The following is a 19,464-nucleotide window of genomic DNA, read 5'->3' as shown; positions in this document are numbered from 1 at the left end:
CAAGTTGGGTGTATCTAACTTTCATAGTCATATACCCAACTAATAAACTAAATTCGTACTATTGCGGATATCGAATCAGAGATATTAACAGAAACTTTGTATATTCAGAGGAAAATTAAAATAATTGTAAAATTAATGTGAAGTTAGTCAATGATTACCTAGTCAAATACCGTAGGTAATCCTGATTGAGTCCAGTACTACCGTTTTAGCTAACGAAATCAATTCCACAGCCATCCATTTTTTTCAATTCTTCCTGATGCAGCAATAACTAAAGCGGATATATAAATAGTAGATGCACCTTAATTAAATTACAGCCTTCAGCTTTTAGTTGAGGGCTTTTTTTTATGGCTGATATTTTTTATTCAGAAATAAAATAAATTTGCTTAAAAGTCTAATTTTCCCGGATATGGCAATAAATAAAGCGGATTAATAAATGGTAGATGCACCCTAAGAATTTACAGCCCTCAGCCAAAAGCTGGAGGCTTTTTTATTGATCATACTTTTTTCGCGAAAAAAATAAATTTTATTAAAAGTCTAATTTTCCCGGATATGGCAATAAATAAAGCGGATTAATAAATAGTAGATGCACCCTAAAAATTTCCAGCCTTCAGCTTTTAGTTGAAGGTTTTTATTATTTTAATATCGATGGCAGTAAACTGGGAGCTAACCACAATGCATAACCAATAAATCCAAACAGCAAAGTAATCACGGCAGTAATGCCGTAGCTGATGCAAATTAATAAACCGTCAGATTCGATGGTGGCAACAGTCAAAAGTAAAATACCGATAGTCGGGATAGGATTTGTAAACGGAATTGGTAATATTAGTAATACTGTTAATAAAGAGATACAAAACCCATTAATTCGCCAAACCAAAGGATTATGAGCTATTTTTGCTAATCGAGGACGAGCGATTTTCTGGAAAACTTTGGTAAGCCGTCCCAAATTTTGCAAAAGTAACTCGGCGAAGGAACGAGGAAATTTGTAGTTAGCGATTCTTTTCGGTAGCCAAGGCGATCGCCTTCCTAAAACCATTTGCACTGACAACAGTAAACAAGCACCACCAAATGGGCCAGTTAATCCCGGTGGCATAGGAAGCAAAAAAGGCAAAACTAATAATGTAATTACCAGACTGAAGCCCCGTTCTGAGGTTTCTGTCAGAATATCGCCTAGAGTCAGCGGTTGTTCGGCTAGGCGTTGCAACAGGGATTTTATATCTTGAGAAAATCTCAGATGCATTTGGCGTGAGTTGATGCGAGTTCCCTCTTTGTAGTAGAGGAAGATGAGAGAGAATAACTTCTAAACTTTGCCAATTTTAGATTTTGAATTTCAGGAAAATCTAAAATCTAAAATTGAATGACTCCTAACTCTTGCTTTCTGGGGGTACAAAAACAGCTATAGCTTTAGGTATAACCCGAAAATGAGCAGGTGTGTAGGTAGTAATTTCACCATCTGTATTGATAGGGCGAGGTTTGCGAGTATGTATCTCTATTTCTTGACCTTGATGGGAGCGTACACTCTGCCAATGTATATGTCGCCCTCGTCGCATTGCGGGTAGTAATAATATAACCTGCCACCAGTGTTCAATCTCCAAGCTATAAAGGTCTAGCCTTTGATCGTCTATTGTGGCATCGTCAGCCACTGCCATACCACCACCGTAATAGCGGCCGTTACCGACTGCAATTTGAACTGTTTTGACGCGAACCAATTCACCGTTAATTGTAATTTCTGCTGTAAAAGGTCTGGCTTCCAAAAGCACTTGCAATGCAGTGGCAGCATAGGCAAATACTCCCCAGCGGCGCTTAACTTCTTTGGTAAGTCGTTGGGTAATTTTTACACTCAATCCCATACTGGCAACGTTAAAAAAGTGCTTGCCATTCACACAACCCAAGTCGATACGCTGTAAATGTCCATCTCCAATAATTTTGCAAGCTTCGTTGAGGGTATTTGGGATTCCCAAAGTTCTCGCTAGATCGTTGGCAGTTCCCAGAGGCAAGATTCCCAAAGGTAACTGAGTCTCAATTAAAGCATCTACGGCAGCATTTAGAGTACCATCTCCTCCGCCAATAATTACCAAGTCAACTCGATCCTTATGGCGAAGTATAACTTCAGCAAGATGTTTGGGATCTTCTGTAGACTCCTCAATTAAATCAAAGCCTAATGTTTTCAGACTTTGAATCGCTTCCGATAGACCCTTTTGCCCTTGGCGAGCATGACGATTTACTAACAGCAGTGCGCGGGAACTCATGGGTAGTACCTTTTGTTGTTGATATGTCCAATTATCCGCATGTATGTATTCTGTTTGATGTTGACTTTAAAAAAGTGTTTAGGCTGTGATGAAAGTTATTACAAATTCATTTTCATAACATTTATTATATTGTGACTATTAATTTTTAATTTTTCTTTTTCTTTAGTTTAGCTCTACTAAACCTCAGTGTGTTTATCTTCAGCAAATATAATTATTACTCCTCAGTTAAATGAATTTTAGGTGTTTTTATTTATCAAATAGCGAGTTGTTCAAATATTATTATGCCAAACGCAAGAGATATTTTTCATTAAAATAGATACATTTACAGCAGATTGCAACTTTGTGAGGTACAGATTATTTTAGGACTTACGCAAGTGTCACAAAAAAATCTGATTTGTAGTTTTTAGTAAGGGTTTTAGCCCTTATTTTGAGGACTAAAGTCCTCTCTGTGAGACGCTACGCGTAGCTTGCTTCCCCGGAGGGGTACACTACGAACTGAAAATAATATGCCAGTTGCGTAAGTTCTGTATTTGTAAGGGCACAACAATGTTCATAGGTGTCAACTTAAGCTAAAAGCTTTGTCAAACTCTTGTTTCTAGCCTCTTGGCTGGAAATGCACTTCAATTGGGCTGCTGCCGCGAGTTCGGGAGGCGGAGCCTCTAGAACAGCATTCCCAGTCTGAGACTGGGAACGAGACAAACGCTGTTTATAGTGCTTCTGTGTTGAATCCAATACGGCGCTAGTTGGTTGCTTAACGGCGAGAAATCCCTATCTTGATTTGGAATTTTGGTTTTATGACTTTTTCGGATCGGTGTTGCGACCAATAATTGCTTGAAACACGTCCCCTAGTAAAAAGAAAAATGCCGCAACTAACACTACAAGCATTAAACCTGCAAGGGCCGCAAAGGGAGAGATGATAAACAAGATTAAAAGCGCAAACATCAAAATCTTTAGTAATGTCTTATTCATCTTTTTTCATATTGAATAATATGTGTGTTCTCTACAAATAATCAATGAATTAACAATCTGTCACCTGTCTTCTGTTAGATTTAATCTGTGCGCGCTTACTTTTGTGGTCAAGGCGTTTTCTTTGAGAACTGCGAGTTGGTTTAGTGGGTTTGCGTTTGATTGTTACGACAACTGCGCTTTGAATGAGTTCTTGAAGTCGTTTCAAGGCTGACTCGCGATTGTTCTCTTGGCTTCGATGTTCCTGGGCTTTAATTACAACTACTCCTTCTTGGTTAATGCGGCGATCGTTGAGCTTTAAAAGCTGTTGTTTATAATAATCTGGTAATGATGAAGCCGCAATATCAAAGCGCAAGTGGATAGCGGTAGAAACTTTATTTACATTTTGTCCTCCTGCTCCTTGCGAGCGAATCGCAGTAATTTCAATCTCAGTCTGTGGGATAATAACATTATTGGAAATTTGCAGCATTACTCACAAGGCAAAAGAGAAACTTGTAACTTTGGGATAAACTTTCTTTATTCGGTTTGCTCGGCTAAATCTATCATTACATCTGGGTCTTCATTGTTGTTCAAATTCACTTCTAAAGTCTGTCCTTGGATTGTCACTTTATCGCCCGGTACTAGTCGCCGTCCTCGTCGAGTTTCCAGCATCCCGTTTACTTGGACATCACCACCTTGGATCATCAGCTTGGCTTGCCCTCCAGTTGGCACTATACCCATCAACTTTAAAAATTGATTTAACTTAATTGTGTTGTCTCTAATTTTCTTCATAGTAAATAAATGTACACAATCTTAATTGTATCGTGGTCTTCTCAGAGGATGTTTGAAAAGTCATGATTGATGTATCAAATATTTTTTTACCCCTCCCTAACCCTCCCCTTGTAAAGGGGAGGGAACCGGATTTTTCTTGTTTCCCCCTTTTATAAGGGGGGATTAAGGGGGGTAAAAACGCAATTAAAAGCACAGTCAACCACTTTTCAAACAACCTCTCAAGCCAAAGCGTAAATCTGTTACACCATATAATCAGCTAAGTACAGTATTTGATTAATTCGTAGCAAATTTAGTTTGGCAATACCCTGCAATGCGATTGCGTCGGCAAACAATGCCATTGCGTTAGCCTGCATTTAATAACGTTTCGCTTTTACGCAAAACTTTGCTGAGAAATGTGAATTTACAGCAGTTTTCATTTAATTGAACTGTATATGTTGTAGAAGCACAACAATGCTGTACCTCTATTGTGTGGTGTATTTACCTGAAAATTGCTAATTTTATTAATTGGTTGTGATGGAGCGACGCCGAGTAGCCCGTCGTAGATATCGCTCTAACAAAAACTGTAATACCAGTTATTATCTATAATGTTGATCGACAAAACTGCCAGATATGGGCTAAAAACTAGTCTGGAAGGTTCTTTTAGTGTGTTCAGGGGACTGGATCTATGATTAAGCTTGGTTTATTGGTACAGTCCCAGAATAACTCTTTGGGTATCGGAAAAGTTACGGAAATATCTGATACCAATGCAAACGTTGAGTATTTCTGCTCTATAGGCCAACGTCTCCAAAAAACTTTACCTTTAAGTTCGCTCTCTCAAGTTAAGCTGGAACCCCAGGCTCGATGCTATATTAAGTCCCAAACTCAGGATAAATGGATAGTGGGCAGAGTTTTTATCTGGGATGATGATACAGAAATGTATCAAATTGATTTACCAGATAAGAAAACTGCGATCGCATCTGTTGAAGACATTTACGTTCGTTGTAATCTACCAAATACAGACCCCATCCAAACTCTGGCGATGAAGGGTCACGAAACGCCCTATTTCCACGACAAAAGATTGGCTTTCGTGAAATCCTTAATTCAGCAACGCGCGGTGAGTCGCGGGATGACGGGACTGATTTCGGCAAATATTAATCTTTATCCTCACCAAGTTGAAGTAGTGCGGCGGGTACTGGAAGACCCAATTCAACGCTACTTGCTAGCAGATGAGGTGGGACTGGGAAAAACCATTGAAGCGGGTGCGATTCTGCGTCAATTTCTTCTCGATGAACCGAAAAAAAATGCGGTGGTATTAGTTCCGCAATATTTGCTCAAACAATGGCGGACTGAGTTAGAAAACAAGTTTTACATCTCCCATTTTGGCAAACGGGTAGCGGTGCTGGCGGTTGAAGATATTCATAAAATCAACCTGAAAGCGAAGATAGGCTGCTTAATTTTAGATGAAGCTCATCATATTGCAGCAATGGCAACCTCTAAGGATGCAACAGTGCGCCAGCGTTTTCAGACTTGCAAAGAACTTGCTCATAAAAGCGATCGCTTACTTTTATTATCTGCCACTCCTGTTCTCAATCACGAGCAGGATTTTCTGGCCATGTTGCACTTACTCGACCCAACAACCTATAAAATTGGCGATCTAGCAGGTTTCCGCGCCAAAGTTGAAAGCCGTCAACAAATTGGTAAACTTCTGCTTTCTTTTAAAGAAGGTGCAGAACCAGAGGTTCTCAAAAGCAACTTGCAGCAATTGCGAAACCTCTTGGCTGAGGATAAGTATTTGCTGAAGCTGGCGGATGATTTAGAAAATTGTTTACAAGCAAATTCTACTGAGCAAGAGCAAATCGTCCAAGCGATTCGCGTCCATGTCAGCGATATCTATCGACTACATCGGCGAATGCTTCGCAACCGTCGCGCTGCGGTGGAAGACGTAATATTTGACCGCAACTTTACGCCCAAAGAAGAGTACGATTTAGACGAGCGATCGCTTGATATCCACGAACTGCTCAATCAATGGCAAAGTGTTGCTCCTGATGAAAAGCAATATCAGCGAATTTTTCTGTTGTTATTTCTCGCTGCTGGTACTTGGTTAGGGATTTTAGAGCAGGTAATTACGGCGCGTTTAACTGCGAAACCTCATGCTAAACTCATCCAGGAGTTTAATGAAGATGATGTTCGCCTGTTAACTACAACGCCCAAATTCTCAGGAGAAGAAGAGATTCTCCAATCCTTACTAAAAATTATTCGTCAACCTCAAGAAGACGGACAACGGACGGAAAATTTAAAAACAGTGCTGCTGAATCAGCTAGGTACATATTTCAAAATTCCCGCAAACGTTCGGAAGAATCAAAAGGAATTCATCACGAGAATACAGCAGAGAATCAAAAGACCAATTACTGGCGATATTCTGCCCAAATTTGTTGTATTTACCAGTTTTGTGCAAACTTGTGGCGAAATTGTCCGGTATTTATCTGATACCTTTGGTGCAGAGACAATAGCCAGCCATCAATTTGGAGAATCACCAGACAAAGTTGAGGAAGGCTTAAATCGGTTCAAGAATAACCCCAACTGCTTTATTTTAGTATGCGATCGCTCTGGAGAAGAAGGGCGTAACCTCCAGTTTGCCGATTGGTTAATTCATTTTGACCTGCCTTGGTCGCCTAATCAATTAGAGCAGAGAATTGGCAGACTTGACCGCATTGGCAGCAAAATTGGCATCCAATCTAGTGCCTTGATTGGCCCCTATTTGGAAGATAGCCCTCACAATGCTTGGTATAAAGTATTAAAAGATGGGTTTGGTATTTTCCAACAATCAATTGCCAGTCTCCAGTTTTATGTTGATGAGAAACTTGCAGAATTAGAAACAGTTTTGTTTAAATCAGGTGCGGCTGGATTGTTAGAGATGGTTTCACCAATTCAAGAGCAAATTGAAGCAGAAATCGCCAAAATTAGCGAACAAAATGCTCTAGATGAAATTGATGCCAACGATGAAATTGCTACCGAGTATTTTCAAGAGCTAGATAATTACGATGCTCGTCATCTAGAAATGAAACGAGCAATTGAAGGCTGGATTTGCGACGCGCTGGGATTCAGAGGACTGAATAACCCCGATTCATCAGAGATGCGACGTTATCAACCAACAACGCGGACATTGGTTCCGATAAATGAGTTACAAAACCGTTTTGCTGAGAGTTCTTTAGACCAATTTGGTACTTATAATCGCAGAGTAGCAAACCAAAATCCTGGTGTTAAACTCTTTCGAGTTGGCGAAGGATTTATCGAAGCACTCTTGAACTATATCAACTGGGATGACCGAGGTGAAGCCTTTGCTCTCTGGCGCACTGATGCATCTTGGGATGCGAAAGAAGGGAAAGAGTGGTTCGGTTTTCAATGCAATTATGTAGTCGAGGCAAATTTAAAAATTGCCAAACAAGTTTTACTAGATAACAAACTAGATAATTCTCAATTCAAAAACTTACAGCGGCGTGTTGATGCTCTATTTCCACCAATTATAGAAACTATCTATGTTGATGGTCGCAAAGAGCCAATACGTGCTGTTGAGGATAAAGCTCTTTTAAGTATTCTGCAACGTCCATATAAAGATAAAAACAATAATCAAGGACGAGATTACAACTTAGCAAAAGAGCGCTTAGGAATTATTGACGATTTTGTTGACCCTAGTAAATGGCAAAATTTTTGCTATCAAGTGCGTAACGCTTCTTCAGAATTACTTGCCAATCGTCCCGATTTTATTGATTTATGTCAAAGTTGTGCTAAAGTAGCCGAAAAAAAATTAGCCAATAGAGTAGAACAATTGCGACTACGTTTAAATCAGCAAAGTTGGGATAACGCATTAGCTGAAGAATTGAAGATAGAAACTGCTTTAAATGCAGCCATTCTAGAGGGAATTCGCCAGCCGCTTCTGAGACTTGATTCTGTGGGTTTTATTGTAGTATCGGGGCGATCGCTTGTGCAATTTGAGTGATATGGTGTGTGATTGAATAGCTTGGGTAATTCTAATTGAGAGCTTGAGATCCCCGATTTTTTAAAGAAGTCGGGGATATTTTTGTTGTGGTGTTACTGATGACATTGCTGCAAAAATATGTACATCAGTTCTCAAGTAGATGAGGTACAAAGTGCAGGACTGTTAAAATTATGTTTTTATTGAGAATGAATAAGGTTTAGAAAAAACGCGACTATTAGGCAGGGTGTAATCCATCGCAGTATCAAAAAATTCACAAACAAAAGGAGAACCGATGACTGATAAAAAGGTCGTGCTAGTAACAGGAGCATCATCTGGATTTGGGCAATTAACTGCTCAAAAGCTTGCTCAAGAAGGTTCCTGGGTCTTCGGTACTAGTCGCAAGGAACATCCAACTGTACAAGATGTGGAAATGTTGACACTCGATGTTACCTCTGAGTCTTCAGTCCAATCATGTATCAAACAGTTGCTTGCACGGACTAATCGCATTGATTTAGTGATTAACAATGCTGGACAAATTCATGCCAGCATGATTGAAGAAACTTCTTTAGAACAAGCCAAGGAGGTTTTTGAAACTAACTTTTGGGGTGTTGTCCGAGTTAGCAATGCTGTTTTACCAGTTATGAGACAGCAGCGTAGTGGGCATATTATTAATATCAGTTCAGTGGCGGGATTGATTGGCGCACCAGGCCAAGGTTTTTACAGTGCAAGTAAGTTTGCACTCGAAGGTTATAGTGAAGCATTGAGCGTGGAACTAGACCCTTTCAATATTAAAATATCTTTAATTGAGCCTGGTTACTTTAAGACCAACTTCAACCACGCCATGTTATCATCCACATTGAATTACGCTGATTACGACAATGTACGCGATGTGATTCGCTCAACTGTTAGTCAAGCAATTGCACAAGGCGACGATCCTGAAAAAGTCGCACAGACGATTCTATTTGCTGCTCGTAGTCGGTTGCCACGATTACGCTATCGTGTTGGGAATGAGGCACAATGGTTGCCTCGCTTAAAAGCAATATTGCCAGATAACTTATTTCGATTTGGTGCGCGCAAGCGGTTGAATTTACCATAAATCATAACCAAATCGACAACGCCCGATATCATATCATGTCCGCCAAATTACCCATAATAAAAGAACCCCACCCCCAACCCCTCCCGAAAAGCGGGGAGGGGAGACAAAGCACAGCTTTGGCGGGGTGGGGTTCTTCGGGTTTAATAAGCAATCAAGCGGACATGATATCACACGCTCAAAGAAGGTGCTAAGGCTAAAGTTTTCGTCAAATCCGTAAGGAGAACGCGATCGCAAAGGTTAAACAATTCTGCCTCAGTAGAAGTATGTCGCATCAACCGTAAAAAATCACCTTCAGTGTCAACACTCAGGGCAATGTAGTTGAGAAACATTTTTAGATAGCCTATGCGCGATCGCTCTGGCATACTTGCTGCTGTGGGGGTTTGCCATAAACGATCGATATAGTTGCGTACCTCCGCTAAAGGAACGGGCGCGATCGGCTCTTTTTGCAAAGCTTGCCGAATTTGATTAAAAATCCAAGGATTCCCGATCGCCCAGCGTCCCACCATCACACCCGCCGCGCCCGTTTGAGAAAGCACTTCAACAGCAGTTGTCGCCGAGTTGATATTGCCATTAGCCAGCACTGGACAATCGACTCGTCTAACTGCTTCAGCGATCAAATCATATTTCACTGCCCCGTGGTACATATCTTTCACCGTGCGACCATGCAAAGAGAGCAAATCAATGTTGTGGCGATTGATTATATCTAGAATTTTGTAAAAATTATCTGTATTTTCAAAGCCTACACGCATTTTGACGGTCAAAGGGCGATCGCTAACTGCTTGTCGCAGTTCTCCCAAAATCCGATCCACTTTTTCCGGTAAGAGCAGCAATCCACCTCCAACATTTTTGCGATAAATTCTAGGTGCTGGACAGCCCATATTCAAGTCAACTCCAGCAATATTATAGTTGCAGAGTTCCTTTGCTGTTCTGACTAAATCTGGAATACTTTCGCCAATCATTTGCGCAAAAACGGGACGACCTGTGTCGTTTTCGGTGATGGCTGCTAAAATGCCACGATTGAGCCGTGAAGTATCATTGACGCGGAAATATTCGGTAAAAAAGTAGTCAGGGCTGCCGTAGTGGGCAATCACCTTCATAAACCAAAGGTTGGTCACATCCTGCATGGGCGCAAGAGCGGTGAGGGGTAGGTGTGGATAAAAGGATTGGGGGAGCGATACCTGGGGCATAAAGATGAAGAGCGATCGACAAAGCTCACTGTTAAGTTATAAGTAGCTAGACGTAAATGAATTAAAGTTTGTAGAGAGGACTTTAGTCCTAATTATCGTTGCTTTGAGCGATGAATCGCTCACTACAAACTAGGAGTTTATTAGTAATCTTATTCAACAATTTTTTTATCAAAACTAACTAATACCACAAGCTGCTAATTTTACAGTTAAAGCATTGGGGTAGCGCCACAGTTGAGAACCACCAATCCAAAGATGTGAGGGTAAATGACCGATTGGTGCTTTGAGACTAAAATTGAATTCCGAATTGGCAGAACTATAATTGTATATATGCCAACCAACTTGATTGCAAAAAATTCCATAGTCGCCATTGACGTTTTTGTAAATAAGTGTCTGTATGCTAAAACCAAAGCGTTTCTGACTGTAACTCACCCATAAAAGGTCAATGGTTTGCAAATCTTCACAGGGAAGTTTTTCAAGATCGCTACTAAATATATAGCTACCTTTAGGCTTTGCTAGCGCTTGACATATTAGTTCCCAAGTTTCTTTATCTGCTGATTCCCATTTTCCCTTTGCTAATAAATCACGCAAATGCGTACAATCAATAGTATTTACTGTACGATAATTAGAAAAATTTAGCAATTTCTTTGGTTGTTGCTCCAGTATCTGTAAAACTTCTGTTGCCGATTGGAAGCGTTGCGAAACGGCATTTTGTAAAAGTTTATCTAAGATTTCACAGAGGTAAACGCTAACAGTATTGAATGCTGGTAAATGTTCTTGCCATACCCAGCGATCGCTAGCAATATCGAACAAATCAAAGGGAGAAACATTGGTAAGTAAGTAAATACATGTTACACCCAAACTGTAAAGATCGCTGGCTGGCAATGTTTTTCCTCGCATTTGTTCGGGAGCGATATATTCTGGGCTACCTACTATGGTGCCTGTACGAAGTTGCTTCATGTTATTGGCGAATTTAGCAACTCCGAAATCGATTAATACCAGGTCTCCTCGACTTGAACGGCGCATAATATTTTCCGGTTTAATATCTCGGTGGATTACTTGTCGGGAATGGATAAATTGCAATGTAAGCAATAAACTTTTTAATATCTCCCAAATTTGCGGTTCTTGAAAAACGCCCTGTTTTTGTAATTCCTGGGCGAGTGTTTGTCCATCTACTAATTCTTCAACGATATAAAATTTTTGATTTTGTTCAAAGTGCGCTAGTAATTTGGGTATTTGAGAGTGTTTTAGTTCATTGAGACGAAGGGCTTCTTGATGAAATAAATTGACAGCCTTGTGCCAAATCTCAGTATTTTCCTTTTGAAAACATAGTTGTTTGAGCGCACATTTGGGTTGGTCTGGAAGATGTTCATCAATAGCTAAAAACGTTCTCCCAAAGCCACCGCTTCCAATGACCGCGAGTGGACGATATCGCTGTTTAAGTAATAATTCCTGACCACAACTATTGCAAAAACGAGAACTGTCAGAATTTTGTGGACGTAGGCAATCAATATTGGTACAGTAGCTCATACTACAGGAGTTCTATTTGTTGGAATTACTATATATAAAGTATTCCCATTACAAAAGCACTCTTACTAGTAGAAAAAACAGCGATGCTTAGGTTAGGCTACGCCTACGCACTTTGCACTTTAGAAGTTTTGGTTGGCATAGTAGCAGTGTACTGCTTGTTTCACGCGATCGCTACTTTGGTGCAACTTTGACTCTTTGAATTTTTGTCAGATACAAGAGTGCTACAAACGAATAAAAGTATCAAAAGCTACTTCACCTAACGTTTAGTTGCCTCTGCAATGCGTTCCCCAAAGCGTTATTCTCTGTTATTCTTCTAAAAGAAAATTCTTTTGCTCCAAGTCTTTCTCCTATTTATATTAACCAGGTATGTGTCTCAATGATGTAGCGATCGACCGTGCCACCCCCAGTGATGTTAGTGGAATCGTCAAGTTGGCCCAAGCCAATGACGCAGAACATGGTGGTATGTTGTTAGGTCATCTTGAACCAGAGGCTGTGATGATGACTATCTCTCAAATGCCGAGCGTTGTAGCCCGAAAAAATGGTCAAGTTGTAGGATTCTTACTCAGTTGGTCAAAGACAACTGCTAATCTACCAATTATAAAGGTGATGTTACAAACCTATCCTGGTACAAAAGATGCTTACTTATATGGCCCCATTTGTGTTGATGAAACTATGCGTGGGCAAGGTATTGCTGCAAAAATGTTTGCTAAGTTGAAAGATTTGCTACCAAAGCGGGAAGGAATACTGTTCATCAAGGCAAACAACAAAGCATCACTTCAAGCACATCAAAAGATGGGTATGTGCAAGATGGCAGAGTTCATCTATGAAGGCACTGAATTTTTGATATTCGCGTATAATAGCTAATACCATTTTAGATTTTGGATTTTAGATTTTGGATTGGGAATTGCCTTGGTGCGTCTGGCTTGGTGTGAATCCATGTGTCGCAATCATTTTTCAAAATGGTATAACTAATTGATAGGTTCTCTTTGAAATTAAATTGAGTAGCTAATCTGGATCGTTTAGTTATTTACTACTTGCTTAATCTGGAACGTGACAAAAGTTAGTGATGGGAGAGCGACAAGGCTCTAAGCCTTAGCTGACTAACATGATTCGGCTCAATTTGAGTGGCGTTCAACTACTAAACATTCATTTTGGACTCTGGTAAGCATATTGTTAAAAGCAGGAGTATAAGAACCATCTTTATCAACAACCCTACGAAGAGTATACTCACCAGCCCGAGAAAGTCCGCCAAACCAAATATTCTTTCTGTGCCAAATATCTCCATTGAGATAATTTTTGTCTTGGGACATTGTGAAACTGACAATCGATTTTGGAACTGATATTCCTAGAAAAATAGGTGTGACTTGAGCTTGTTGCAAAGTTTCATCTTCAAACTGAATTTTGTAACTTATTCTAAACCATTGAATTGAACGTAGTAATATCCAGCCAGCAATCGAGTCATGAAAAGTCCATTGTAACGGAGCGAAGATCGGTAAAAGCAAAGTCCTATTCTGTATATCCCATTCTAAATTGTACATAGTAATGCAAGTATCTGGCAGTGGATTGCCATCCATAAAAAACACACCTTTAAGGACAGATGGTAAGTTTGTTTCTCTAATTGGAATCATCCAGGTTGCAATATTATTAAGTTGCTTCTTTTCAATTAATTCAGCCATATAATTTGTAATTACTTCCTTTCGGCTAAAAGAATACCTAAATTTTTAACAAACCGAGTCAGAGAAAAGATGAGTAATCTGGCGCTAGAAAAAGAGTAAAATCAACTCAAAAATCCAGAACAATTACCAAATTGTAATTCCGCATAAGAAGTAGGGTTTCACTAGATGTGCATTGGTGTCAACTTAACGTGAAAGCCAGCATATAACAAGCTTTTAGATATTGTCTCGTTGTCTCGTTGTCTCGTTGTCTCGTTCCCAGTCTCCGACTGGGAATGCCGTCCTAGAGGCTCCGCCTCCCTTGCTGGCGGCAGCAGCCCAATTGAAGTGCATTTCTAGCTAGAGGCTAGAAACGAGGTTTTAAAGGAGTTTCAGCTTAAGTTGACACTAATGACAGCTGTGTGTCCCTACTGGAAGTCCCTTACTCACAGTCGTTGAGCAAAACCTTGTAGTACTAAATTATTAGGAGTAACGGCAGTCACTTTTTCAAAATCCCATTTGACTTCTGTAATTGAGTCCCATTGATAGTTGTGGAACAGATGTAAACAGAAAATTTTGATAAAGCCAATTGATAAAGATTTACCAGGACAGGCTCGTTCATGCTCTTCGCCATTCCAAGATAAGATATCTGAAAAATTCCGTGTTAGGTCAAAATCATCTGGATTTTGGTATCTATTGGCATCCCGATTAGCTGTAAGAATAGAGCCAAGCAAGCGAGTACCTTTTTGGAATGGACATTTTTGTTTTCCAATCTCAACTTCACCTGCTTCAGTGGTGAGTTGGCTAACAAATCGCACAGGTGGATAGAGACGAGCCGTTTCTAAAATCACCTGATTGAGAAGTGTTAACTTTTCTAGAGCGTCTGAGTCTAAAGTTTTCTTACCATTCCAGACTGCATTCACTTCTGACACTACATCATTTCTGAGAGTATTATCTAAGCAAAGAACACCAATCACAGATCCTAAAAGCGCACTTGTGCCGGCAGTTCCGGCGATATGAATCATATCGAAAAGGGTATTAGCAATTTGGTGTTCGTTCAACTGATACTGAGCGCCTGTTTCAAAGTAAGATGCCCATTTAGGTGATTGTTTATATCGCTTAGTTAAATATTGACGATGCCGAATTTTTGGCGCTGTTAATATTGCCAGCAGATACTTGCTGATAAAATTAGGCAAGGATGCAAGAGCCAAACCTTTAATATAACTATCGGATGCTGTGATTTCTTCCTCAGATAAAGATATCTGAAAAACTAGTTGGTGCAAACTCGACAGCATGATTTTTGGTAAATCATTGCCGATGTGTAATTTGCCTTGTTTAGCAGCTTCTAATAGCCTTTGCTCAACTAGATTCCCTAAAAAGTCTATCTGCCCTGACGGTTCTGGTAAAGCTTGTAAGATTACAGTACGTAGTCCTGTGTGTTCGTTACCATTTGTTCCCAAGCTCAGAGGATTATCCAGCAAGTAGCTTGGAGCTAATATTCTGATGATGCCTAAATCATTTCCTCGCAGTTGCGGTTGGGTTTGCATTAGTTCTCTCACCTGCGAGTGAGAGGAATGCATAATTGCTTGGTCTACTGCAAAATACTTGTCTCCAATATTATCCTTACGGATGTAAAGAAAGTCTCGCCATGCATTGAGCATGATTGACGCATCCATGTAATAAAAAATCAAGCGGAGAAACTTGCCGATCGCAGTATCATAACCTACTTTGGCTAGTATAGGTGCAAGCCAAAGCTGGCGATCGTGACCTTTGAGGACTTTATCTTTAAGTGTCATAGTATTTATTTTGGGTCATTTGTCATTTGTCATTGGTCATTGGTCACTTGTACTGAGCGAAGCCGAAGTATTGGTCATTTGTCCCTAATTCAGATATTGATGCTCTGAGGAATTTTAGAAGGAAGTAGATACTCATAGGGTGGACGGTGTAAATTACGTTGCTTGATGGTGTCTTCTACCTGTTGAAGATTACTCTGGAATGCTTGTAGCAATGGTTTTACTTTTTGGTCTGTAAAGTATCCTTGCTGATAATCGCCCAGCTTGTTATAGTACACAGACCCCAACAAGCTGAGTAGGTTGTATTGCCGTTGCGCTTGATCTAAGGGGGGGAGCAAATTGAGGTAGTCTTGCTCAGTAACTTCTCTTTTGAGAGTTGAGGCTGGTAAATAACCTGCCAATGGTATGGCTGCGGCGTAGCCCATAAAATCTTTTTGCGGAAAGTTAACCGCAGCGTGTTGGGCGCTGGCAGTGAAAATAATCAGCGTAGTGGCATCAATCAGGTAATTGAGCGTTTTGATGCCTCCATCTTCGCCAAAATCGGGGATACGACCACCATCGTAAGCTGGGATTTCGGCTGCCCACGCTTGCAAGGCTGTATCTTTCTGAATGTCTTCATCGGTAGGGTAGTAAAGGTTCAGGTAGTCTGAAACCCATTGATGAATTGCATTCCAGACTAGTAGAGCATCATCTCGGTAAGGATAAATAGGCAAGAGGTTGGGATCGTCTACACCACGCTGTTGAAATTGCTTAGGTAAGATGGCGCTGTTAAAACCATAGCTTTGCAAGGCTAGCACTGCTAAAACGCGAGAGTTATCGATTGATGATGAGAGTAATCTATCGACACCACCGCCTGGAGCTATGAGAATCCGTTGAGCGGCATCGTTAATTGCTAAAGTACTGTCAAAATGCGGGTGTAGCAGAATTCTTAGGGGATGGGTGAGTGGCAGTTGTCTGGCAGTGGCGATCGCAAAAGCACCAATTAACAAGTGAGTTCTTGCTAGATGAGTAACAGCTTCGTGGTAGTTGGCATCTGCTATTTGGACTATTGTTTTGGCAAAAAGCCAAGCGTATTTACCGGAGTTAGGGGTAACAATTGGATAATCTGGGCCTGGGGTTTGACCGCATTGAATGGCTATCGGACGCAATAAACGGGTGGGGTCTGAGCCTTTGGGTAAGGCAAACAATGCTAGGGGAGCATAGAGATATTTTTGCTCGTGTGGGAATGTACCGTTGACCGCACCATCTAAAATTTTATAGTCAGCTAAGTAAAGTCTGCCTTCAAGTCCGGCTGCTGCTAATGAATCGTCCGTTCCCATCACGCCTTGGTAATGTTCGTCTGTGACTGGGAAGCGATCGCCTAAAGTAGTTACTCGCGCGATCGTGACGGGATTGTAGCCACCCACTCGCATATAGGCAAATACTTCATCTTCTTGGTAAGTTTTGGCGATCGCTGGCACACCAATCACTTGAAACAAATTTTCGTAGTCTTTGAGACTGGTTGCATGTCCTGTCGGCTGTCCTTCGTATAGAAGGTTAATTATCCTATTTAGGGCATCTCTGAGGATCACAAGTCCGTTTTCTTTCAAAATAGAATAAAAAAGATCGTCGAGTTCTCTAACATCCTTAGAGATGCCTTTGAGTAAAAACTGAGGGATAATTTGCAAGATTCTTGCCAGAATACTGATTTTTACTGGTACTGCTCCCTTGAGCAAGGCTTCTAAAATAAACTTTTCGACATCATCACGAATCGATTTAGAACCTTGATTGCCTCTGTTGACAATCAAGGTATTAATAAACACAATTCGTAACTGCTGGGCTAATAAAAAATACCAGTTCGTGGTGAACTCTTCGGCAATAGAAAGCCGATCTAGCATTGCAATTGATGGAATATGGATGTAGTTATATTGATACTCTTGTCTAGCTATATCTAAAGTATGAGTACTTGATGAACTGATTAAATTTTCTGGTGATGAAGCAGTCATTGACTCTACTTATGTTTAGTACGGGGAACTTTAATAGTTTAAGATAAATAGGTTTGATTTACCTAAACGTATTATCGCAATCATTTTTAAAATTACAATTTTTCTAAATAAATTTTCTCGATTTTATCAACTCTTGAACCACGCACTAAATGTTTTAGGACTTACGCAAACTCTACGAACTATTGGCGTTCTTCTCTACGAGACGCTTCTCTTTCAGAGACGCTAAAGTGAACGCGAAGGCGTTTTGGTGGTTCGATAAATTAAGCTTTTTGGCTATTTTTGCGTAAGTCCTGTGTTTAAAAAACTTGCAAGAAATATTTAGCAATACAAATAATATTTGCCAAAATTTAGAAACAATTCTCCAAGAAAACTTTCGGACTAAAGTCTTGTGTTGCAGTTGACATTTGAACTACTGAAACGAGAGCGGGAATACAACTATCAGATTTTTTCTCTGCTGCCGATGTCTCCAATGCTTCCTCTACTTACACAACGATAAAATATTTTTCTATTACCTTCCCTCTATCAAAAATCTATCTCTACTTCACTGCTTTTATCCTTCAAGAGTTAGAAGCAACGAATTTTGCTCCATGCAAAGCTATGAAAGAAAGTTCTCATATTGCGGTCAAAGGATAAATTTGTGGATATTAGCAGACGAAATTTATTGAAGGTAGTTTCTGCTTCTGGTTTAGGTGGAGCCGGGGTATTTGCTTTACAAGGTTTAACCAAACAGGTTTTAGCACAAAATCAGTCTACCCCACTCCAGAGTAAAAAAGGGGAAATGCTCTACAGGCAACTAGGACGCACCAAAGAACAAATATCTGTAATTGGTCTAGGTGGTCATCATATTGGTAGACCAAAAGATGAACAAGAGGGTATTAATCTGATCCGTACTGCTCTCGATCGCGGGATTAATTTTATGGACAATTGCTGGGATTACCATAATGGAGGTAGCGAAATCCGCATGGGTAAAGCTCTGCAAAATGGTTATCGTCAAAAAGCTTTTCTGATGACTAAAATCGACGGTCGCACAAAGGCGGCGGCTGCTCAACAAATTAATGAATCTTTAAAACGTTTGCAAACAGACCACATTGATTTGTTGCAGCATCATGAAGTTATTCGCATGGAAGACCCAGACCGGATTTTTGCCCCTGGTGGTGCGATGGAAGCAGTTGTGGAAGCACAAAAAGCTGGCAAGATTCGCTACATAGGCTTTACTGGACACAAAGACCCATTAGTACACCTGAGAATGTTGGAAGTTGCCAATCAAAACAACTTTCGTTTTGATACAGTGCAGATGCCGTTAAATGTTATGGATGCCCATTTCCGCAGTTTTGAGAGACAAGTTTTACCCAGACTGGTTCAAGACGGAATTGCTGTACTGGGGATGAAATCAATGGGCGACCAAAACATTCTCAAAAGCAATGTGGTCAAACCTATCGAATGTCTGCATTACGCGATGAATTTACCAACTTCAACGGTGATTACAGGCATTGAAAGTATGCCCATCTTAAACCAGGCTTTCGAGGCAGTACGTACTTTTACACCCATGAGCCAGGAACAAGTTAAAGCATTACTGAATCGGACTCGCCAAGCTGCTCTCAAAGGTCAGTATGAACTGTTTAAAACCACTAGCCAATTTGATAGTACAGCCAAAAATCCTGAATGGTTAGGATAAGTTTTTGCTAGGGCCGTGTTTGAAAACTAAGGTTCACAGCAAACAACCGTATATCTTGCTGTGGGCCCAAAACTGGCAGAGCAGCTGCAAAATCCAGAACTAAGTGCAGTTTTGCGTAAAAGCGTAGCGTTTTTAATGCAGGGGGATAAATTATAATACCCGGAAAGTGACAGAAGAGGGATATCTCAAAGAGGCGATGCCTGCGGCGGGCTGCGCCTACGCTCCTCACAGTTCACCTCGCCAACCCAATAGGCTCAAGACTATAGAACCCATTTGACATCTTAGGAAGAACCCGCAAGCCTCTTAATCATTAGCCTGATGAAGCAGAGGTTGAGTTTGGCAGTGGCACTAGCTAGAGTTCGTTCAAAGTTTTTCACCAGAATTTTACAACGCTCCATCCAAGCATTGGAGCGCTCGATCACCCATCTGGCTACTGCTGGAACAAATCCAGATTTTCCTTGTGCTGCTTTTTCTTGTTGTGAGGGTTTAGTAGAAAGTTGAAACTGTATTTTGGTCATGATCTCTGGGTAAATCCGCTCTAGTTCCTGAGTCAAGTATAGGACTTACGCATTGACAGAATCATGATTATGTGTATTAAAGTCCAACTTCTG

At 40.5% G+C, this 19,464-nt stretch carries 15 protein-coding genes; 4 read left to right on the top strand and 11 right to left on the bottom strand.

The genetic code is table 11. The features are described from left to right. Window positions 1-631: 631 nt before the first annotated feature. The 5 genes from RMY64_RS29825 to RMY64_RS29805 form a co-directional block, all read right to left on the bottom strand. Window positions 632-1,237, bottom strand: coding sequence for an exopolysaccharide biosynthesis protein (locus RMY64_RS29825; RefSeq protein WP_322687907.1), 606 nt, complete (start codon window positions 1,235-1,237; stop codon window positions 632-634). A 124-nt stretch (window positions 1,238-1,361) separates the two neighbouring features. Continuing rightward, window positions 1,362-2,246, bottom strand: a complete 885-nt coding sequence (locus tag RMY64_RS29820) for a lipid kinase (protein ID WP_322683419.1) — start codon at window positions 2,244-2,246, stop codon at window positions 1,362-1,364. Window positions 2,247-3,038: 792 nt separating this feature from the next. After that, window positions 3,039-3,215: a hypothetical protein gene (locus RMY64_RS29815; protein WP_194044777.1), complete on the bottom strand. Its 177-nt coding sequence runs from the start codon at window positions 3,213-3,215 to the stop codon at window positions 3,039-3,041. 49 nt (window positions 3,216-3,264) lie between these two features. Then, window positions 3,265-3,681: an alternative ribosome rescue aminoacyl-tRNA hydrolase ArfB gene (gene arfB, locus RMY64_RS29810; RefSeq protein WP_289797303.1), complete on the bottom strand. Its 417-nt coding sequence runs from the start codon at window positions 3,679-3,681 to the stop codon at window positions 3,265-3,267. A gap of 47 nt (window positions 3,682-3,728) precedes the next feature. Further along, window positions 3,729-3,983 carry an RNA-binding S4 domain-containing protein gene (locus RMY64_RS29805; RefSeq protein WP_289797304.1) on the bottom strand — a complete coding sequence of 85 codons (255 nt, stop codon included), beginning with the start codon at window positions 3,981-3,983 and terminating at the stop codon, window positions 3,729-3,731. Between the two features lie 664 nt (window positions 3,984-4,647). Between RMY64_RS29805 and dpdE the strand changes: the two genes are divergently transcribed. Beyond that, window positions 4,648-7,959, top strand: coding sequence for a protein DpdE (dpdE, locus tag RMY64_RS29800; RefSeq protein WP_322701899.1), 3,312 nt, complete (start codon window positions 4,648-4,650; stop codon window positions 7,957-7,959). Between the two features lie 271 nt (window positions 7,960-8,230). Beyond that, a complete protein-coding gene (locus tag RMY64_RS29795; RefSeq protein ID WP_322701898.1) occupies window positions 8,231-9,034 on the top strand; it encodes an SDR family NAD(P)-dependent oxidoreductase in 804 nt (267 codons plus the stop codon). Between the two features lie 167 nt (window positions 9,035-9,201). Here RMY64_RS29795 and RMY64_RS29790 read toward each other — a convergent pair whose 3' ends face one another. Together RMY64_RS29790 and RMY64_RS29785 are read right to left on the bottom strand one after the other, a co-directional pair. Beyond that, window positions 9,202-10,221, bottom strand: a complete 1,020-nt coding sequence (locus RMY64_RS29790) for a tRNA-dihydrouridine synthase family protein (RefSeq protein ID WP_322701897.1) — start codon at window positions 10,219-10,221, stop codon at window positions 9,202-9,204. A 174-nt stretch (window positions 10,222-10,395) separates the two neighbouring features. Next, on the bottom strand, window positions 10,396-11,748 hold the full coding sequence (locus RMY64_RS29785) for a serine/threonine-protein kinase (protein WP_322701896.1): 1,353 nt from the start codon (window positions 11,746-11,748) through the stop codon (window positions 10,396-10,398). Between the two features lie 366 nt (window positions 11,749-12,114). Between RMY64_RS29785 and RMY64_RS29780 the strand changes: the two genes are divergently transcribed. Continuing rightward, window positions 12,115-12,612, top strand: coding sequence for a GNAT family N-acetyltransferase (locus RMY64_RS29780; RefSeq protein ID WP_322701895.1), 498 nt, complete (start codon window positions 12,115-12,117; stop codon window positions 12,610-12,612). Window positions 12,613-12,863: 251 nt separating this feature from the next. On the opposite strand, the gene RMY64_RS29775 is transcribed toward RMY64_RS29780, so the two are convergent. From RMY64_RS29775 to RMY64_RS29765, 3 genes are all read right to left on the bottom strand, one after another. Then, window positions 12,864-13,424 (bottom strand): hypothetical protein, encoded by a 561-nt coding sequence (locus tag RMY64_RS29775; protein WP_322687912.1) that lies wholly within the window; start codon window positions 13,422-13,424, stop codon window positions 12,864-12,866. 422 nt (window positions 13,425-13,846) lie between these two features. Continuing rightward, entirely contained in the window at window positions 13,847-15,196 is a 1,350-nt protein-coding gene (locus tag RMY64_RS29770; RefSeq protein WP_322701894.1) for a cytochrome P450, read from the bottom strand. Window positions 15,197-15,285: 89 nt separating this feature from the next. Further along, complete coding sequence (locus RMY64_RS29765) at window positions 15,286-17,178, bottom strand: lipoxygenase family protein (protein WP_322701893.1); 1,893 nt, start codon at window positions 17,176-17,178, stop codon at window positions 15,286-15,288. 637 nt (window positions 17,179-17,815) lie between these two features. On the opposite strand from RMY64_RS29765, the gene RMY64_RS29760 reads away from it, so the two are divergent. Continuing rightward, the gene (locus tag RMY64_RS29760) at window positions 17,816-18,853 is read left to right on the top strand and encodes an aldo/keto reductase (RefSeq protein WP_322701892.1); all 1,038 of its coding nucleotides are present in this window, start codon (window positions 17,816-17,818) and stop codon (window positions 18,851-18,853) included. A gap of 281 nt (window positions 18,854-19,134) precedes the next feature. Here RMY64_RS29760 and RMY64_RS29755 read toward each other — a convergent pair whose 3' ends face one another. Beyond that, window positions 19,135-19,371: an IS5/IS1182 family transposase gene (locus RMY64_RS29755; RefSeq protein WP_416211801.1), complete on the bottom strand. Its 237-nt coding sequence runs from the start codon at window positions 19,369-19,371 to the stop codon at window positions 19,135-19,137. Between the last annotated feature and the right edge of the window lie 93 nt (window positions 19,372-19,464).

It is taken from the genome of Nostoc sp. DedQUE08, from assembly GCF_034530895.1.
GTDB lineage: Bacteria > Cyanobacteriota > Cyanobacteriia > Cyanobacteriales > Nostocaceae > Nostoc.
The sequence above is the reverse complement of the archived record's forward strand: the minus strand, read 5'-3'. Positions and strand labels throughout refer to the sequence as shown.